Raw genomic sequence first — 18,563 nt, 5'->3', positions numbered from 1 at the left:
TCTTTAGAGAATCGCTTTCAGTTGATCTGCCATTTGTGCCTGTACTTCTTGTGCAGCGGTGCGGGCAGCTTCGGCAAACTTTTCTGTTTTATCAACGTAGATAATTCCACGGGAAGAATTAACAATCAAGCCGCAGGTACTGTTCATTCCGTATTTGCAAACTTCTTCAAGCGAACCACCTTGTGCTCCGACACCCGGAACAAGGAGGAAATGGTTGGGGACAATTTTGCGGATATCCTCAAAAGCGCGTCCTTGAGTAGCGCCGACTACGTACATCATACGTTCGTCATTTGCCCACTCCTGCGATTTGCGCAACACTTTTTCGAAGAGGCGTTCACCGTTTGCGTCTTCTGTCAACTGGAAGTCGTGAGAACCTTTATTGGAAGTCAATGCCAGCAAGATCACCCATTTGCCTTCGTAAGTCAGGAACGGTGTCACGCTGTCTTCACCCATATAAGGAGCTACGGTTACAGAATCTATATCCAGTTCTTCGAAGAAAGTACGGGCATACATGGCAGAAGTGTTTCCGATATCCCCACGTTTTGCATCGGCAATGATGAACTGGTCAGGATAGTTCTCCTTGATATATTTTACTGTCTTTTCAAATGCGATCCAGCCTTTAACGCCCATGCTTTCGTAAAAAGCGAGATTGGGTTTGTAGGCGATACACAAGTCGGCTGTTGCGTCGATAATCGCTTTATTGAATGCAAAAATCGGGTCTTCTTCTTTCAACAGGTGTTCAGGAATCTTCTTGATATCAGTATCAAGTCCTACGCAAAGGAATGATTTCTTGCGTTTTATGTTTTCAAATAACTGTTGTTTATTCATGTCTATACTATAATTTTTTAGAGTTCACTTTCTTTCAGACGTTCCGCGTTTTCTGCTACGATCAGATGATCGATACAATCTTGAATGTCTCCGTCCATAAAGGCGGCAAGATTATAGATTGTATAGTTGATACGATGGTCGGTGATACGTCCTTGAGGATAGTTGTAAGTACGGATTTTGGCCGAACGGTCGCCGGTAGATACCATTGTCTTACGTTTGGAAGCTATGTCGTCGATATACTTCTGATGCTCTTTGTCGTAGATAAAGGTACGCAGACGTGCCAGAGCACGTTCTTTGTTTTTCGGCTGGTCACGGGTTTCGGTACATTCAATCAGAATTTCTTCTGCAATGCCTGTGTTAGGGTTCTTCCAGATATAGCGCAAGCGCACGCCGGATTCTACCTTGTTGACGTTCTGGCCGCCTGCACCACCGCTTCGGAAAGTATCCCATTTGATTTCCCCTTCGTTGATGACCACGTCAAATTCTTCAGCTTCGGGAAGCACGGCTACTGAGGCGGCGGAAGTATGTACACGTCCCTGTGTTTCTGTAGCAGGGACACGTTGTACACGGTGTACCCCCGATTCATATTTCAATATTCCGTAGACGTTGTCTCCGGTGACACTGCAAACAATTTCTTTGTATCCTCCGGCAGTTCCTTCATTCGCGTTGGATACTTCCATTTTCCATCCTTTGGTCTCACAAAACTTGGCATACATACGGAAAAGGTCGCCGGCAAAGATAGCGGCTTCGTCTCCCCCCGCACCGCCTCGGATTTCGAGGATTGCATTTTTGCTGTCTTGTGGATCGGCAGGAACAAGCATCAGCTTGATTTCTTCTTCCAATACCGGAAGACGTTCCTGACTATTGTCCATCTCCTCTTTAGCCATTTCACGCATGTCGGCGTCCGACTCATTCGACAGAATATTTTTGGCTTCTTCGATATTACCCAGCAGTTGAATATATTCTTTGCGGGCTTTCATCAAGTCATCCAGATCCTTGTATTCTTTAGTCAGTTTGACATAACGTTTCTGGTCGGCAATTACTGCCGGGTCGGTGATAAGGGTAGATATTTCTTCAAAACGGGCTACAAGTCCGTCCAATTTTTCTAATATGGTGCTGTTATCTGCCATTCTTTAATATCTGAATTCTCCGAACTCGCTTTTAATAATTAATTCTGTCTGGTCACATGCTTCGATACGTCCTACTATCTGTGCAGGGATACCGAATGATTCGGAAATAGCGATAACCTCTTCTGCATGTTCCGGTGACAGGTATACTTCAAGACGGTGTCCCATATTGAATACCTTGTACATTTCTGCCCAGTCTGTGCCGCTCTGTTCCTGGATGGTCTTGAACAAAGGAGGAACGGGGAAAAGGTTGTCTTTTACTACACGGACATTTTCTACGAAATGCAGGACTTTGGTTTGCGCACCACCGGAGCAGTGAACCATACCGTGTATTTCCGGACGTAAGGCGTCAAGCAACTTTTTCACTACCGGAGCATAGGTGCGGGTAGGAGAGAGTACCAGTTTGCCTGCGTCAATTGGAGAATTCTCTACAGTATCTGTCAATTTCAATCTTCCGGAGTAGACCAGTTCTTCGGGGACAGCGGCATCATAACTTTCCGGATATTTTTCAGCGAGGTATTTGCCGAAAACGTCGTGACGTGCACTTGTCAAGCCGTTGCTGCCCATACCGCCGTTATATTCTTTTTCATAAGTAGCCTGTCCGTAAGAGGCGAGGCCAACAATGACATCTCCCGGACGGATATTGGCATTATTGATGACGTCTGAACGTTTCATACGGCAAGTTACGGTAGAGTCTACGATGATTGTGCGTACCAAGTCGCCGACGTCAGCAGTTTCTCCGCCGGTAGCATATACACCTACCCCCATTTCACGGAGTTCAGCCAGCAATTCGTCTGTGCCGTTGATGATAGCGGAGATTACTTCGCCGGGAATCAGCAGTTTGTTACGTCCGATAGTTGAAGAAACGAGGATGTTGTCTACGGCACCTACACAAAGCAGGTCGTCGATATTCATAATCAATGCGTCCTGTGCAATACCTTTCCATACAGACAGGTCGCCAGTCTCTTTCCAGTACATATAGGCAAGGGAAGATTTAGTCCCGGCACCGTCGGCATGCATGATGTTGCAATATTCCGGGTCTCCACCCAGTATGTCAGGAATAATTTTGCAGAATGCTTTTGGGAAAATTCCTTTGTCGATGTTCTTGATGGCGTTGTGCACATCTTCTTTTGATGCGCTTACACCCCGCATCATGTATCGTTGATTACTCATGAGTTAAAGAATTATTTTTTGTATACGGCTGCAAAAGTACTGCTTTTTTTTCGTACAGCCAACTATTTGTTTATCAAGCTTCGTTCGGAAGAGGAATAAAACCTAAAAGTGTTAATTGGTGACTTGCCGTTTTTTTAGCATTCTGCTGATAAAGAGAAGAATGAGAGAAATAGAAGCGTTAAAGGAACGTGGGCTAAAGTTCCTTTTTAACGCTCTTTTATGGAAGTGTTGTTGTGGCGGTTCTTCCAACTTTTGCTAAGAAGCTTTTTAAGAAATCATTTTTTAGAATTCTACTTTCGGAGCCTTTTCAGTCCCTTCTTCCGCCTCAAAGTATGCTTTCTTATCGAATCCGAACATTCCTGCAAATATATTCTTCGGGAAACGGCGGATATTTGTATTATACGATTGTGCTGCATCATTGAAGTTTTTGCGAGCTACATTAATACGGTTTTCAGTACCTTCCAGTTGAGCTTGTAGTTCAAGGAAGTTCTGATTTGCTTTCAGGTCAGGATAACTTTCGCTGATAGCGAGCAGTTTACCAAGTGCGGAAGTAACAGCGCCTTGTGCTTTTTGATATTCAGCGAGTTTTTCCGGAGTCAGTCCGTCGGCGTCAACTTTGATCTGGGTAGCTTTGCTACGTGCTTCTACCACTCCTTCCAGCGTCTCTTTTTCATGCGAAGCATATCCTTTCACTGTGTTTACAAGATTAGGAATCAAGTCTGCCCGACGTTGGTATTGAGTTTCTACATTCGCCCATTGACCGGTTACATTCTCATCCATGGTAACAAGGCCGTTATATACACTGACTGCCCATATAACAAGGATAGCCACAACGGCTAAAATGATGATAATTGACTTTTTCATGTTTCTTACTTTTTTATGAGTATTTGATTATTTAATATTATCTGTTGGGGTCAGAACCGTGAACCGGCTCCTCCTCCGCCACCCATTCCTCCGCCGAAGCTGCCTCCGCTAAAGCCTCCGCCACCGCCTCCGAAGCCACCGCCGCCTCCGAAGCCACCGATGAACGGGCCGCCTCCGCCGCCACCTCTGTGGTGGTAGTCACTGTCATAGCTTTGCTGACGGCGTATGATGGTATTTCCACAGTTCTTGCAAGTATAGGTGACATCTTCTGTCTTTACTCCATTAACCCGTGAGACAACTCTGCTTCCGCTTCTTTGCAGCGTATGTTTCCCGCATTTGGGGCAACGGCTTTGTTTTCTTGCAGCAAAAAAGGCGATTCCTACACCGATTACGGCAAACTAATAGAGTATATGAAATCCATTGATTCATTATTCGATTCGGAAAGCGAGTCATTTTTCATCGAACCGTCAAGTCGCTGGCAGGTTGCCTTGATACCGGCTACCATCCCTTCGTTCCAGTTACCGTTTTTGAGATAGGGAATCATGTATTTAGTCTGAATGCGTTTGCATATCGCATCGGGAAGTACCCCTTCCAAACCATATCCGGTATAAAACTGAATACAGCGCTGGTCCGTAACCAATAGGATGACCAATCCATTATCTTTCCCTTTCTTGCCTACACCCCATTGGTTGAGTAGCTGGTGGCAGAAGTCAAAACACTCCATATCGCCAATAGAAGGTACTACGGCAACTACCGTTTCAATCCCTGTCTGTTGTTCCAGTGCGTAAAGCATAGAATCTATCGTGTCGCAAGCTGCTTGAGAAAGTATCCCTGCCGGGTTGCATACATATTGCATTTTATTCTGCAGATGTACTTTCGGCAAGTTGTCTACCGTATATACTTTATCTTGGGCTTGCAGTGGAATCAGTAGAAAAATAGCAAGTATAAGTGTTGATATTGATTTCATATAATAGGTTTAATGAATATACTGTCCGACGAAATCCCTTACTTTGTCGGTGTATTCCTGTTTATTCTCTTTGTACGAAACAGCATGGGCTGCTCCCGGTACGATCCAGAGTTCTTTGGGGTCCGGTTTTGCTTCATAGAGTGGATAAACCATCCATGTAGGTACGTATGTGTCCTTGTCTCCATGAATAAAAAGCATGGGCAGTTCACATTTCGCCACTTGCTTCAGTGAAGAAGCTTCTTTGAAATCCCATCCGTATTTTTTTTCGCATAGCCAGCTTGTAGTATACATTAATGGGAAAGCAGGCAGATGGAAAGAAGACTTGAGTTCGTGCGAGAATTCATCCCATACGCTTGTGTAACCGCAATCTTCTACAAAACATTTCACAAAGGGCTTTTGCTTTTCGCCCGATACCATCATTGTGGTGGCACCTCCCATGGAGATGCCATGTACCACCATTTGAGTGCTGTCTCCAAAGATTTCATTCGCAATGTTCATCCATTGCAGAACGTCGATCCGGTCTTTCCATCCCATTTGAATGGCACGACCTTCACTCTCTCCCTGATGTTGCAGGTCGGGAAGCAGAATATTATATCCCAGATCACGATTATACAGATACCCGATCATAAACATACGGATTGCATTGTCGGTATATCCATGCACGATGACAGCCGTTTTATTGGTTGGTGCAGGTGCAGCAACATAAAAGGCATGCAGCTGAATACCCTGTGGATTGATAATGAAAGTATCCTTCAGCGCATCTGCTTGTCTCAGACTATCCACCCACGGACGCAGGAAGGGATAGTTTCTGTACATAAAAGGATAAGAATCGGCATCTTTAGACAATATTTTGGCATTCGGTGTCAAGGAGAAATTCAACATATAAAAACTCCCGCCGATAGTACAGCTGGTAAACACCAGCATGATAATAATAATGCTATAGACTACTTTCTTTTTCATCATAAATCCCCTTAATTGAATACACGCCTTTATTCTTAATTTACCAGAAAACGGATGTCGGCACCTTTCTTATCGGTGCCATATTTCCCAAGCGGCAAATGCCTGTAGAAGCAGCATTTCCAAACCGTTTTTCGTAACAGCACCTTGTGCTTCTCCCTTCTTCATGAAAAGAGTGACGTTCGGATTATATAACAAATCGTAAAGCAAATGGTTTGGAGTCAGTAGCTCGTAAGGTATATTGGGACAGAAATCTACTTTGGGATACATTCCTACCGGAGTACAGTTGACAATTACGGTGTGTTCTTCCATAATTTCCGGAGTCAGTTCTTCATAAGTCAGCATATCGTCGGTTTTGTGGGTCCGTGATACGAATACGCTTTCGATGCCCAGGTTCTTAAGTCCGTGGTAGACAGCTTTAGAGGCGCCTCCGGTACCAAGAATCAGCGCTTTTTTGTGTTGTGGCTGTAGCAGTGGCTGAATAGATTGTGTAAAACCGATTATGTCGGAGTTGTAGCCGACCAGCTTTACTTTCCCTTTCGGTTGGCGGATAATCTTGATGACGTTTACCGCACCAATTTTAGCAGTATCCCGGTCTAGTTCGTTCAGAAAAGGAATCACTTGTTCCTTGTAAGGGATGGTAACATTAAGCCCACACAAGTTGGGATTCTCTTCGATAACTTCCATAAAGTCATTGATATTGGGAATCTCGAAATTCACATATTCCGCATTGATGCCTTCGGATCTAAACTTTTCGTTAAAGTAGCCGATTGAAAACGAATGTCGCAAAGGGTAGCCGATTAAACCGTATTTTTCCATGACACGAAAGGATTAAATTAATTATTCATCATTCTTCATTATTTAGTCGCCGTATAAAGTGTGCAGATACCAAATGTTAACCGTCGGAAATGAACTTCGCCGAATCCGGCTTTCGATATGACTCCTTTCATGACTTCCCCTTGGGGAAATACTTTGATAGTGTCCGGCAGATAATGGTAGGCACTGTTGTCTTTGGAGAGGAGTTTGCCTAGCAATGGGATCACTATTTTCGAGTAGATGGCGAACAGTTGCTTCATGGGGAAGCGGTCCGGAGTAGTCAGTTCCAGGATAACCAGATGTCCGCCCGGTTTCAGTACGCGGCACATTTCGGAAAGCCCCTTGTCCAGGTCTTCAAAATTGCGGATACCGAATGCTACGGTGATAGCGTCAAATCTATTGTCGGCAAAGGAGAGAGAAGTGCAGTCCTCCCGGGCAAAAGAAATTTTGTCCGAGAGTCCTTCCTTCTTTACTTTTTCACGACCCACGTTCATCATGCCTTCCGATATATCCGTTCCGATCAGTTCGTCGGGTTTTAGTTCGCGGCAGGCGAGGATGGCAAAGTCCCCCGTGCCGGTAGCGACATCCATGATGTGTTGCGGGCGGAAGGGACGGAGCCATGCAATAGCTTTACGACGCCAACTGCGGTCGATACCCAGAGAAAGGGTATGATTCAGTTTGTCGTAGGCATGTGCGATGTTGTCGAACATGCGTTCCACTTGCTCGGTCTTTTTGCCGTCTTCGTTGTAAGGCTTGATATGTTGTTGTGGGTAGTCCATTCTTATTTGCTCAAGAAATTCATTACGTTCTTTTCGATACGTTCAGCGATATTGCTGGTATCTTCTTTCACAAATTTCTCACCGGTGATGTTTTCGAACAACTCGATATAACGATCGCTGATGCTCTGTACGATAGCCGGAGTCATTTCAGGTACTTTCTGACCGTCTTTTCCCTGGAAACCGTTTTCCATCAACCATTCACGAACGAATTCTTTAGAAAGCTGTTTCTGAGGTTCACCTTTTTCGAAGCGTTCCTGATAGCCGTCTGAGTAGAAATAACGGCTTGAGTCCGGTGTATGGATTTCGTCCATCAGGTAGATTGTACCGTTATGCTTACCAAATTCATATTTTGTATCAACAAGAATCAGGCCGCGTTCAGCAGCGATTTCAGTTCCACGTTTGAAAAGAGCCAGTGTGTATTTCTCTAGAATTTCATACTCTTCGGGAGTAGCGAGTCCTTGTTTCAGAATTTCTTCCTTAGAGATATCTTCGTCGTGCAGTCCCATTTCGGCTTTAGTAGTGGGAGTAACGATCGGTTCGGGGAATTTCTCGTTTTCGCGCATACCGTCCGGCAGTTTCACACCGCAGATTTCACGTACACCGCTTTTGTAAGTACGCCATGCGCTACCACACAGATAACCGCGTACAATCATTTCTACCGGGAAACCTTCGCACAATACTCCGACAGTTACCATCGGGTCCGGCGTAGCCATTTTCCAGTTCGGACAGATGTCAGTAGTGGCATCGAGGAATTTGGCTGCAATCTGATTCAGCATTTGGCCTTTGTAAGGGATACCTTCAGGTAAAACCACATCGAAAGCCGAGATACGGTCGGTTGCTACCATGACGAGTTTTTCGTCGTTGATGTTGTACACATCGCGCACTTTTCCGTGGTACACGCTCTTCTGCCCCGGAAAGTTGAAATCTGTTTTTGTTAATGCTTTCATTGTCTTATTATAATTACAAATTACAAGTTACAAATCACAGAAACGATTAGTTGTTGACTTGCTTCACCGGTCGTTCGCCGTTGATAATCAGTTGTTCATTCTTTCGTTTCTCCCTTTCGGCTTTCGCCTCCTTGTCGAATTTTTCGTAAGCATCTACGATGCGTTCCACCAGTTTATGGCGTACAATATCTTTTTTGTTCAACTCCACAAAGCTGATTCCCTTCACACCTTTCAGGATACGGAGTGCTTGCACCAATCCCGAGGTTTGTGAGGCAGGGAGGTCGATCTGTGTCATATCTCCCGTCACAATCATTTTGGTATTCATACCCATGCGGGTGAGGAACATTTTGATTTGCTGTGTAGTGGTATTCTGCGCTTCGTCGAGAATCACGACTGCGTCATTCAGCGTACGTCCGCGCATAAATGCTAACGGGGCAATCTGAATAATGTTCAGTTCCATGTATTCCTTTAACTTGGCTGCGGGTATCATGTCCTGTAGTGCATCATATAATGGTTGCAGGTACGGGTCGATCTTATCTTTCATATCTCCGGGCAGGAAACCGAGCTTTTCTCCGGCTTCTACTGCGGGGCGACTGAGGATAATCTTCTTGATCTCCTTGTTTTTCAGTGCACGAACGGCGAGGGCAATGGCAGTATATGTCTTTCCCGAGCCGGCAGGGCCGATGGCGAATACCATATCGTTTTTGGCAAAGCCTTCTACCAGCTTCAGTTGGTTTTCGCTTCGTGGGATGATAGGTTTGCCGGTAACGCTGAAAACAATCACATTTCCGGTTTGTTCCGCTTGCGGAGCATTCCCTTTTATAATATCGATGATGACTTCCTCTTTCAGCGAATTATATTCGGCACAATATTTTTCGAGTTTGGTGATATTTTCTTCGAAGGCACACATTTCTTCCTCATCGCCCAGCACTTTGATGACATTGCCGCGGGCAACAATACGTAGCTTTGGATATAAAGCTTTAATTAACTGTATGTTGGCGTTGTTTACGCCGTAAAAAATAACCGGGTCAATATCCTCAAGAACAATCAGTTTCTCTATCATTGAATCGTATTAAAGAAAAATTTCTGCAAATTTAGTGAAACGTTTTGGATTCTTCGGCTGTTTACGGGTGAATTTTATTGCAATTATTCTACTATCCACTTCTCGATGTTTCTTGTTTCATTGCTGAAGAAATCAAAGCGGTTTTATCAACATAGAAGTAACCGTCTTTTCGTAGACTTTCAAAATTCTGTATGCCAATGGAGTATAGCTTGTTCATGATCTGATTCTTTTAACGTTGGATTCATACAAGGATAGCCGTTTCCCGTTATAACACAAAATTTAGTTTGAAGGTTTTGTGTTTCCCTCATTCAAATTTCCGGAAATACAGTTCATCTTGCTGTGATGTGGAAGCATCCCTGTTTTAATTCATATTTTATGTAGCATTTATCGGCTTGGCGCAAGTCTCTCAGTACCTCGGACAGAACGAGTTTCAGCGTGTCGGCATTGACATCCTGCAAGGGACGTCCGTCTTTGTCTTCCACCTTTTTGAATCGTTTCCAGCTAACATCGAAGGTTGCACCATAACAATGGGCGGAGTTTGCGGAAGCATTTCCATTGCGGCGGCGCAGACGTTTCACATCACTTTGTGAACGCAGTACGGAAGTGACGATTATTTGGTTTGGGTTCAAACCTTTTGCTGTCAGTGAATCAAGGAAGTTGGCACCAATGGTATCGAGTAATTCGCTGGCACGAGGTATAAGGTAGGGGATGGAATGTGTCAGTGAGTCTATCGCATAAAATTGATTGTCGGTGATATGGATAAGCTTGTCTTTCATCTTTTCGGCAGCATCCCTGTCTTCTGGCGGGCAGATGCCGATGGTCTTTGCCACAGCTAAGTGCGTGTCGTTTAAGTCGGGGAAAGAACGTTTGTAACTGACCACACCGCGGATGTTGCGGGGTTCATTCAATTTGAGAGACATATCTTTCTTTTTGCAGCCGGCAGTAAGCGTGATAAATCCCGTGATCAATATAAATAAAGGCAGAAAGTGGAGTTTATAGCGGTTCATTTTTAATTTTTTGCCTGCAAAGATATGTTATTTTGCTTTAGTTTTCCTTGTGGATAGGCAATAATTCTCTAATTGTATCCTATTGGGTATAATTAGTGTGATTAAAACTACAAACTGCCGATAGATATTAAGATATTCTATCGGCAGTTCATTTGTGATGTCAGAAGATTTATTTTTTCTTCTCTTCCGTCTTTCCGGCAGGTTTCTCTTCCGTTTTACTTTCCGGGTTGATGATTCCCTTTACTGTTTCGCCGATTGGCAGTTTGTCCAGTACACCGAGGCTCGGTGCTACTGTTTTCACCAGCGTATTGAGGAAGTTGCTTGTTCCTCCGTTTCCTCCGTCGAATACGGTGATATTGCCCAAGTTTATGTGTTCGAAAGCCTTCACTTGTTCTCCGGCTATTTCCTTCCACTGGTCTACCATCTTGTATTGTATGGCGATGGCAGGATTTGATTCGGCAGCTCTTACCATTGCCTCAAAACCTTCTGCTTCTGCAAGCAATGACTTTTTCTTACCTTCCGCTTCCGCTTCCAGTTTCAGCTGGATGGCTTTTGCTTCTGCTTCCGCTTGTGCCAGAGTTGCTTTTGCGCGTGCTTCAGCTTCACGGGTGATTTTTTCAGCGATGGCGTTTGCTTGTAAGATAGCCTCTTGTCTGGCGATTTCTGCAGGAACGATCTTTTCTGCTTTCAATGAAGATTCTACTTTCTTCGCTTTTGCTTCTTCCACCTCTTTCTGGGCTATTTCCCGGGCAGTTTGTACGGCAGCTTCCGATTTTGCGGCGGCTTCACCGGCCTGCTTGTCGGCATTTGCCTGTGTGACAGCTAATTCGGCATTTGATAAAGCCACTTCCTTTTGCGCGTCATTTCGTCCGATAGCTGCCTTCTTTGCAGCTTCTGCCTGTTTGATTTCCATGTCGGAGTTCAGTTCGGCAACGCGGCTTTCCTTTTCGGTATTTGCCTGTTCGATACGGATGTTCTTTTCTGCTTCCGCTTTTGCCACTTGCGATTCTTTGTCTGCGTTGGCAAAGGCTACCTGAGAGATTCTTTCCTTATCTGCATTTGCCACAGAGATTTCCTGTTGCTTTTTGGTTTCGGCAATGGCGATATCCTGGTCCTTGCGGGTTTCTGCAACCTTTGTTTCGCGTTCCTTTATCTGATTGGCAATTTTGATAGCACCCAGCTTTTCCTGTTCTTCGATGTTGGCTTGTGCTTCGTTCAGCGCCTTGCTTTCGGCTTCCTTACCTAGGTTGACAATGTAGTTGGCAGCGTCGCGGATATCACTGATGTTGATGTTCATCAGATACAAACCGAACTTGCGGAGTTCCGTGTCGATGTTATCTTTTACTTTCGATAAGAATTTGTCCCGGTCGGAGTTCAGTTCCTCAATTGTCATGTCCGCAATGACCAGACGCATTTGACCGTATACTACATCAGTAATCAGGTTTTGTTTGTCGTCCATCGTCAGTCCCAGCATACGTTCGGCAGCGTTTTGCATCACTTCCGGGTCTGTGCTGATCGCTACGGTGATGGTGGTCGGTACGTCCACACGGATATTTTGGGCAGATAGTGCTCCTGTCAGTTTACAGTCAATCTGCAATGGTTTCATGGAAAGGAATTCGTAACCCTGTATAATCGGCCATACGAAAGCAGCTCCACCGTGATATAACTTGGCTGATTTCTTTTCTCCCCCTGTTTTACCGTATACTACGAGGACTTCGTCACTCTTACATTTACGATAGCGCGACAGGATGCCGATAAAGGTAAGTAGGATGACCGCCACTAGGATAGCAGCCATGATTAGCATTTCTTGTGTCATAAAATTGTGTATTTGAATAGTTATTTAATGTATAAAGTTCCGTCTTTGTAGCTGCTGATGATCGTTCTGTCTCCGGTCTGATATGCTTTGCCGGTTTCGGAAATCACGTCCACTTCGCGCATGGCGCCGTCCCGGCTTGTCTGTACTGTATATTTGTTGTCGGTTTGCTTGAAGTAGATGGTACATTCCCGTCCTACCAGCTGATCCGTTTGTTCAGACCGGTTCACTTGTTGCAGCTGATAGGCTTTCTTATAAAGAAACCATACGGCAAAGACAAAGAACAGACCTACCAGAATCCCGATTGCATAACTTGCTATATCGGCATTTCCTGCCAGATACATATACCATCCGAATCCGATCCCGAAGTGGGTGAGACCTTTGAAAGATACTACACTGCTGATGTCAGCATCCACATCTACATCTGCATCCATATCTCCGAAGAAGATCGATAATACGAATTGAATAAGAAAAATTCCTGTAGTGACGAGGGCGATGATTAGGAAAATGGTATGGCTCATAGTAATTCTGTATTAATATAAGAGTATCAGTTATCATACTCCAAATATACAGGTTTATAGGAGATAAACAAAGATTATTAGTCAAAAAATAAATAATTTCTATTTGCGGGGTGTTATCAGGATCAGGTTACGCTCATTTTGCAAAGAAGAAATCATTTTTCTGTTTTTTTGGTCGCAGAAGGATTCGGAGATATTGTAACCGTGTACGGGGAAGGAAGATTAGGCTTCTTGGCTACTACATATTTTGCGTTACACATTTTATGTAATACATAGATAGCCAACTTGTTTAACTTATGCACAAAAAATCCCCACCCACTCAGCGCTACTTTCACAAGCTGCCTCTGAGTGGACTGAGGAACACAAACAAAACAAACAATATATTGTGTAATTATATTAAATAAAAGTTATGAAACTTATACTCTTCTACAGCTTTTATGCTGCAGGACAATCAAGTACAAGCAGTGAATCTTCACACAGTGTGATGGAACACTTTTCCAATACACTGAGATCTATTTCCACTTTGATTCGACCGCAGACATCTTGCACCTTGTGTTTGAAGTCTACAAAGCCTTCTACAAATTTGTTGATCCGGTGGGCTGAATGCTCATAAGCGTACCACCGTCCATTCTCTTCAAACAGATAGGCTTGTCGCTCATCTGATGATTCTAGTTGTAGGATGTCTTTTGGTTCCATAATATTATAGTACTGGTTTTATATTTATTAATACATCATTTAGAAAATGATACAGTAATTACTTTTCTGATTTTACCGGTAGTTACATAAAAATCGAAGTCTTTTGTTACTTTGGTTTTATCTATATATATCCACACTGTTTCCACTTTTCTTTGTTCGTCAGAATTAGCCAATCCTCCGGTTGTTCCAGGGTTGAATGTTACGCCTTCAGGTGCATCTACGATGGCCCAACCTTGAAAGACATTGTTCGTCAGAATCTTTAGTTTTGCAAAACAGAGACCTCCATCGTTTACAGTTGATTGAAGTGTGGATGAGTTTACTCCTAAAAAATATTCATCATCGGTTGTAATATCCAAAATGTCTGCTTCTTCTGCATTGAGAGTCATAAGGCGGGCATCAAAAGCTTTATTATCAGGATCTCCTTCCATAACATCAGATTCAGTGCGTCCTAAGAAATTCACATTTTGAAGGGCGAAAACATACTTATAGTTGCGTTTTAGAATTGTAATTTCATCCTTTTCATTCTCTTTTATCATGTCCAAGCGATACCAGCAATCTGTTCCCTTATATCTTCCATGAACTAATATCTGAATCTTATTACTTTCATTATTATTAGTTTCGGCAATATAAACAGAAGCTGTTTTTAGTTTACTATTAATGGAGACAGGATCAGCAGCTACACTTTTTACAGATGTTTGAGTAGGGATTCCTAAAGATTTAACATATCCCTTTGCATTTGTATTCAATACTTTAATACCTAAGAAAGTGAATTCTTCCTCTGTTTGTGTAGAACTATATTGTATTTCTATTTTGGTAAGTGCACGAACTAGTTCCACACTTGTGTCGTACGAGTTGTCTCTATTGATATTTTCAAATTCTACTGTTTCTCCATACATAGGAACATACTTAAGAGTCTGAGCATTATCAAATGTAAGTTTCTGTAATGCAACTTCTTTTTCTGTACCTATATCTAAACTAGATACGTTTTGGTTAGCTACTATTGATAAAATAACCGGATGCTCAGTTTCTTCAATAGCAATATAAAGACGCTTGCCATTAGCGTTATTATATTTTGCTGTAATGTCTATTTTTTCTTTCAGAATATCGTTTTCAAACTCTAATACCCACAATGAGTTTACTTCTGATTCACTGACAACACGTGTAGGAGGCAGTTGCCCGTCAGGAATAGACAAACTAAGCACAACTTGTGCAGTTGCTGTCTCGTTACCTCCTTGGTTGGGACAGTCATCAAGCGCATTGTCTGTTACGCAGGAACTGAGTCCTGCGATTAATAACAGATTGTATAGTATGTTATGAATACGTTTCATATCTTTATTGTTTTAGTTTGTTTTACCTGTAGTAACCTTCTTGGTAGACTGTAATTGTTTTGACTATGCTGCCATCAGATGTTTTTATTGTAATTGTTCCTGTTCGAGATTCTGCAAACCAATTATCGTTATCACTGCACTTTACTGAAATCTTTAGATTTCCATTTCCCGAATTATTTCCTAATGTAATCCAATTCACGTTTTTAGTAATTGTCCATGTTGTATTGGATGTAATAGCGAAATATTGAGTAGCGGCATTTTTGCGTTCAAACTCCATCTCTTTTGGTGAAACATCAAGTTCATATTTTCCAGCTTGAGTTACTGTTATGGCTTTGGTCTCTCCGTTGCCAAAACGTACAGTCAATGTTGTAGAACGCGCATTATTTGATGTATTTGTCTCAGTCGTTCTATAAGTAACGTTCGACGTTCCACCATTATTTAGAGATTCGCTTCTCATTGGTGATATTTCTAACCAACTTACTTTGCCACTAATGATTTCCCAAGAATCATTGATAGCGACAATATTTCCTTTTGCATCATTGTTACTTGCACTTGTAAGATTAATAGGAGAGGTAACAGTATGATCATTAAGATTTAGACCAGCTTGGGTTACTTTTATAGATTTAATAGTTCCTTCTGTATCATTAAATTTAATCTTAATATAAGCTGTTCGCGCGCCTCCAGTATTGGATTGTGTGGCCTTAAATGTCAGCTTTTGTTTACTGCCCGTAGAACCAGCGTCTGGTGTCATTACAAACCAAGTAGCTCCTGGGTCTACAACTTCCCAACTATCCAGAAGGGAGGTTAGCTCTTTTGTTTGAGTACTACCAGCCGTTGCTTCTAAATAAACATCATCTGGCATTTTAATAGCATTTTCCTCTCCCATATCAACCTTGACGTCTCTTACGCAGCGTAGAGCACCGGCATGTTGAGGTTTTGCGTAAAGGTTACTATTATTTCCGCTTTCTTTTAGTTTGTGGAAGTGATTTCCATCAATTGATGAAGATGCTTGTACACCATGTAAGAATAATCCAGCCGGACGGTCGTTACCGTTTACGGTAACAGAAGAATTGGTCCACATAATGCTATTAGTTAGTAGTGAATTCTGATTATCGACTAATGCTAGTTGATTTACATCTCCATCATAAACACCACTTAAAGGCAACCATGTTATTCTGTTATCTTCAGTGCTTTGCTGGTTATTCTTTTTATTAGTATCACTATATTGAGTAATATTAGGTTCACTATCATGTTTATCATATCTTAACCAAAAACCATAAGAACTTTGATCTGTTACTTGCTTATACTTAGTCCAGCCACCTTCTGATCCATTTGTTTGCAACGGCCAAAATTCATTATTGGAATACCAATTGGCGTCTTCACTAGTTGAACTACTTGCACCTGAATATGGTTTCCCTTTGAATATAATAGCAGCTACATTAGGTACACGGTATCCGTAAGGACATGGATCGTATATTGTCTTATTACCGGCATTCGTTTCACCTTTTAGTCCCGTAGCAGTTCCCCAAAGAGATGCATAGTCGATACCTGTAATAATTCCCTTAATTAGGGTGGTGGGTGCTTTGGTCGTTTCCTCAATAGTCATGTTTCCTGATGAATTATGCCAATTATAGCCATAGCTTTCAAGAGGAAGATGAGTGTACATCTGATTGTTAACTTGCTCAGTACTAACTCTCGCTGCTCCAATGAATGGATCTTTACGTCCCCATTGGTAAAGCAGTCCTAATGATGGTACTCCTGGCTTGTTACTCAATGCTCCCATATTGCGATCCATAAATGTATAGCCAGTAGCCCATTTCTGATCTATGGCTGCTAATTCTGTCTCTCCAATATAACCATCTTTGTCTGTATCAATATCTGGACATACCCAGATATGCCATGACCATAATAAGTCATTATAGTTCACGCTACCATCCTGATTCTTACCGAAAGCTCCGATCAACGCATTCCCACCTTTGTAGTTTTGACTATTCAGAGTGTTGCTAGCTTCAATATCAGAATTTTTACAGGCTAAATTAACTTTATATTTAATAGTGCCGCTTTCCATATCTAGCTTAGCTTTACCATTTTCTTCTGCGATTGTAACCAATCCATCAGCTGTCTCCCAAATGATCTTAACATCACCGATGTTCTCTGCTGCGATATAGGGATCTTTTTCTTCTAATGCAACGCCATCGGCTACAAGGCCAACCTCACCATTACCTTTTACAGTAACGATTAATTGTTGTTCCATCTGGTGTCCATCGTCACTTACAATATAGCTGTTAGCAGTACCTTTTCCTCTTTGGCGGATGGTGATAACTTTTTCTAAATTACCACTTTTTACTATTATTGAACCGCGACGTTCACCACCGCTATTCTCAGTAACCTTAATAAGGATTCCTTCTTCTGTTTTCGTATAAGTAATCCAGCTTGATAGACTTTCGGCTTCCCAACCTTCATTATGTGTTGTATTAATAATGAGCGGGCTTGATGAAGCTCCTGCTGTTAATACAAATCCACCTGTACTTACATCCAAAGTATATTGTCCACCAATACCTCTCATCCATTCTGTTGTCCAATCTTTGATTGTTACATCCATGCCAACCACCACATGATCTAAAGCTGGGTCTGGTTCATCTGTACCAGGACGAGTCACATTGTTGATGTTGAATGTATATATATGGTTACGGATTGCATTATAGTACTCACTTCCTTTGTTCCCTTGTTTGAAGTCTACACGGTAATAAGTTTCTTTATCACTTCCCATATAGTAACCGCCTACAACAAGGCACATTGGTTCCTCTGTATTTTTCTGATCAGATTCGGGAACATATATTTTATTTTCAATAGCATAGCTACCACCTTCTTGGCTTTCTGTGAACAATAAGTTATTTTCCGCATTTTCGTTATATCTAGGGAAATAGCTTACGTCTTCAGGGATAGAAGGGTTGGTAATAGTATTTGAGCCTTCCTCATTATGCTGTGGTGCGTACAATGAACCTACTAATCCACTAGTACGGGCATAATATACACGGACGCTTTTCAACTTGAATACTTCTACTCCATCCTTTTTTCTACCTTTTCCATAATTAACGACTACATTAATTTTAGATATGGCACGATACAAATTGACTTCTCCAGTTGCAATGCTGTTTCTTACCGGAGTAATGTCTGTTTCTCCCCACATCGGAAGAGGACGACCGTTAAGGTCCCATATCTCGTTGAATGTATATTTGAGAGACTTCAGTATTTCTTCCTTTGATTGGGCTCCTTTTTCAAAAGCATTGATTTGACCAATAATTTCGTAACCATTCGTCAACTTTTCCAAATTAGTTAAGACTACGATGGTTAATTCTTTAAACTCATCTTCTGTTAAATTGACGTTTGCAACTAATGTATTATTAGTTATATATGATTGGATTTTTCCTAAATACGACTTACTTTCTTTGTCAAAAGCCAAGACGTATATGTCTTTTATTTCGCTTTCACCATCTACTGGAACCTCGTCTGGTCCATAGATTAATCCACGGGTCTTTCCATTGTCTACCGGAACATTAAGTGTTATCTTTATACTGCTTTTACCATCAGTAGGTGATTCATAGATTTCTTCATCCGTACAAGAGAGAACTGTCGCTTGTATAAAGAATAATATGAATATGTAGAAGTACTTTTTCATA

The 18,563-nt window shown here is 42.3% G+C and carries 15 protein-coding genes and 2 pseudogenes; all 17 read right to left on the bottom strand.

Annotated features, from left to right (window positions below):
* Positions 1–3 precede the first annotated feature (3 nt).
* The 17 genes and pseudogenes from pyrF to HMPREF2794_RS13170 all read right to left on the bottom strand — a co-directional run bounded on the left by pyrF (position 4) and on the right by HMPREF2794_RS13170 (position 18,562).
* Positions 4–828, bottom strand: coding sequence for an orotidine-5'-phosphate decarboxylase (pyrF, locus tag HMPREF2794_RS13245; RefSeq protein ID WP_010536817.1), 825 nt, complete (start codon positions 826–828; stop codon positions 4–6).
* 17 nt (positions 829–845) lie between these two features.
* A complete protein-coding gene (prfA, locus tag HMPREF2794_RS13240) occupies positions 846–1,958 on the bottom strand; it encodes a peptide chain release factor 1 (RefSeq protein ID WP_010536818.1) in 1,113 nt (370 codons plus the stop codon).
* Between the two features lie 3 nt (positions 1,959–1,961).
* Entirely contained in the window at positions 1,962–3,128 is a 1,167-nt protein-coding gene (locus HMPREF2794_RS13235) for an AIR synthase-related protein (protein ID WP_010536819.1), read from the bottom strand.
* Between the two features lie 282 nt (positions 3,129–3,410).
* Positions 3,411–3,992: a LemA family protein gene (locus HMPREF2794_RS13230; protein ID WP_010536820.1), complete on the bottom strand. Its 582-nt coding sequence runs from the start codon at positions 3,990–3,992 to the stop codon at positions 3,411–3,413.
* A 50-nt stretch (positions 3,993–4,042) separates the two neighbouring features.
* Positions 4,043–4,959: pseudogene (locus tag HMPREF2794_RS13225) on the bottom strand (YgcG family protein).
* Between the two features lie 9 nt (positions 4,960–4,968).
* Positions 4,969–5,919, bottom strand: coding sequence for an alpha/beta hydrolase (locus HMPREF2794_RS13220; RefSeq protein WP_022302081.1), 951 nt, complete (start codon positions 5,917–5,919; stop codon positions 4,969–4,971).
* 69 nt (positions 5,920–5,988) lie between these two features.
* Positions 5,989–6,735, bottom strand: coding sequence for a shikimate dehydrogenase family protein (locus HMPREF2794_RS13215; RefSeq protein ID WP_010536823.1), 747 nt, complete (start codon positions 6,733–6,735; stop codon positions 5,989–5,991).
* Positions 6,736–6,773: 38 nt separating this feature from the next.
* A complete protein-coding gene (gene ubiE / locus HMPREF2794_RS13210) occupies positions 6,774–7,511 on the bottom strand; it encodes a bifunctional demethylmenaquinone methyltransferase/2-methoxy-6-polyprenyl-1,4-benzoquinol methylase UbiE (protein ID WP_010536824.1) in 738 nt (245 codons plus the stop codon).
* A 2-nt stretch (positions 7,512–7,513) separates the two neighbouring features.
* Positions 7,514–8,458, bottom strand: a complete 945-nt coding sequence (locus HMPREF2794_RS13205) for a phosphoribosylaminoimidazolesuccinocarboxamide synthase (RefSeq protein WP_010536825.1) — start codon at positions 8,456–8,458, stop codon at positions 7,514–7,516.
* A gap of 46 nt (positions 8,459–8,504) precedes the next feature.
* The gene (locus tag HMPREF2794_RS13200; protein ID WP_010536826.1) at positions 8,505–9,521 is read right to left on the bottom strand and encodes a PhoH family protein; all 1,017 of its coding nucleotides are present in this window, start codon (positions 9,519–9,521) and stop codon (positions 8,505–8,507) included.
* 115 nt (positions 9,522–9,636) lie between these two features.
* Positions 9,637–9,738 (bottom strand): annotated as a pseudogene (locus tag HMPREF2794_RS27795) (AAA family ATPase); the annotation flags it as partial.
* A gap of 112 nt (positions 9,739–9,850) precedes the next feature.
* The gene (locus HMPREF2794_RS13195; RefSeq protein WP_022302083.1) at positions 9,851–10,528 is read right to left on the bottom strand and encodes a DUF5715 family protein; all 678 of its coding nucleotides are present in this window, start codon (positions 10,526–10,528) and stop codon (positions 9,851–9,853) included.
* Positions 10,529–10,697: 169 nt separating this feature from the next.
* Complete coding sequence (locus HMPREF2794_RS13190; RefSeq protein ID WP_010536828.1) at positions 10,698–12,344, bottom strand: flotillin family protein; 1,647 nt, start codon at positions 12,342–12,344, stop codon at positions 10,698–10,700.
* Between the two features lie 20 nt (positions 12,345–12,364).
* Positions 12,365–12,862 carry a hypothetical protein gene (locus tag HMPREF2794_RS13185; RefSeq protein ID WP_070751659.1) on the bottom strand — a complete coding sequence of 166 codons (498 nt, stop codon included), beginning with the start codon at positions 12,860–12,862 and terminating at the stop codon, positions 12,365–12,367.
* A gap of 432 nt (positions 12,863–13,294) precedes the next feature.
* Complete coding sequence (locus HMPREF2794_RS28970) at positions 13,295–13,555, bottom strand: hypothetical protein (RefSeq protein ID WP_010536830.1); 261 nt, start codon at positions 13,553–13,555, stop codon at positions 13,295–13,297.
* 35 nt (positions 13,556–13,590) lie between these two features.
* A complete protein-coding gene (locus HMPREF2794_RS13175; RefSeq protein WP_010536831.1) occupies positions 13,591–14,883 on the bottom strand; it encodes a hypothetical protein in 1,293 nt (430 codons plus the stop codon).
* Positions 14,884–14,905: 22 nt separating this feature from the next.
* The gene (locus HMPREF2794_RS13170; protein WP_070751658.1) at positions 14,906–18,562 is read right to left on the bottom strand and encodes a BACON domain-containing protein; all 3,657 of its coding nucleotides are present in this window, start codon (positions 18,560–18,562) and stop codon (positions 14,906–14,908) included.
* Position 18,563 lies beyond the last annotated feature (1 nt).

This window comes from Bacteroides sp. HMSC067B03 (genome assembly GCF_001811315.1).
In the GTDB taxonomy this organism is placed as follows: domain Bacteria; phylum Bacteroidota; class Bacteroidia; order Bacteroidales; family Bacteroidaceae; genus Bacteroides; species Bacteroides faecis.
Note: the sequence above shows the minus strand (reverse complement) of the source record. Positions and strands in the feature narration are given on the sequence as shown.

Coding starts and splice junctions, on each gene's coding strand:
- pyrF (WP_010536817.1), bottom strand. CDS start 828: ATGAATAAACAACAGTTATTTGAAAACATAAAACGCAAGAAATCATTC.
- prfA (WP_010536818.1), bottom strand. CDS start 1,958: ATGGCAGATAACAGCACCATATTAGAAAAATTGGACGGACTTGTAGCC.
- HMPREF2794_RS13235 (WP_010536819.1), bottom strand. CDS start 3,128: ATGAGTAATCAACGATACATGATGCGGGGTGTAAGCGCATCAAAAGAA.
- HMPREF2794_RS13230 (WP_010536820.1), bottom strand. CDS start 3,992: ATGAAAAAGTCAATTATCATCATTTTAGCCGTTGTGGCTATCCTTGTT.
- HMPREF2794_RS13220 (WP_022302081.1), bottom strand. CDS start 5,919: ATGAAAAAGAAAGTAGTCTATAGCATTATTATTATCATGCTGGTGTTT.
- HMPREF2794_RS13215 (WP_010536823.1), bottom strand. CDS start 6,735: ATGGAAAAATACGGTTTAATCGGCTACCCTTTGCGACATTCGTTTTCA.
- ubiE (WP_010536824.1), bottom strand. CDS start 7,511: ATGGACTACCCACAACAACATATCAAGCCTTACAACGAAGACGGCAAA.
- HMPREF2794_RS13205 (WP_010536825.1), bottom strand. CDS start 8,458: ATGAAAGCATTAACAAAAACAGATTTCAACTTTCCGGGGCAGAAGAGC.
- HMPREF2794_RS13200 (WP_010536826.1), bottom strand. CDS start 9,521: ATGATAGAGAAACTGATTGTTCTTGAGGATATTGACCCGGTTATTTTT.
- HMPREF2794_RS13195 (WP_022302083.1), bottom strand. CDS start 10,528: ATGAACCGCTATAAACTCCACTTTCTGCCTTTATTTATATTGATCACG.
- HMPREF2794_RS13190 (WP_010536828.1), bottom strand. CDS start 12,344: ATGACACAAGAAATGCTAATCATGGCTGCTATCCTAGTGGCGGTCATC.
- HMPREF2794_RS13185 (WP_070751659.1), bottom strand. CDS start 12,862: ATGAGCCATACCATTTTCCTAATCATCGCCCTCGTCACTACAGGAATT.
- HMPREF2794_RS28970 (WP_010536830.1), bottom strand. CDS start 13,555: ATGGAACCAAAAGACATCCTACAACTAGAATCATCAGATGAGCGACAA.
- HMPREF2794_RS13175 (WP_010536831.1), bottom strand. CDS start 14,883: ATGAAACGTATTCATAACATACTATACAATCTGTTATTAATCGCAGGA.
- HMPREF2794_RS13170 (WP_070751658.1), bottom strand. CDS start 18,562: ATGAAAAAGTACTTCTACATATTCATATTATTCTTTATACAAGCGACA.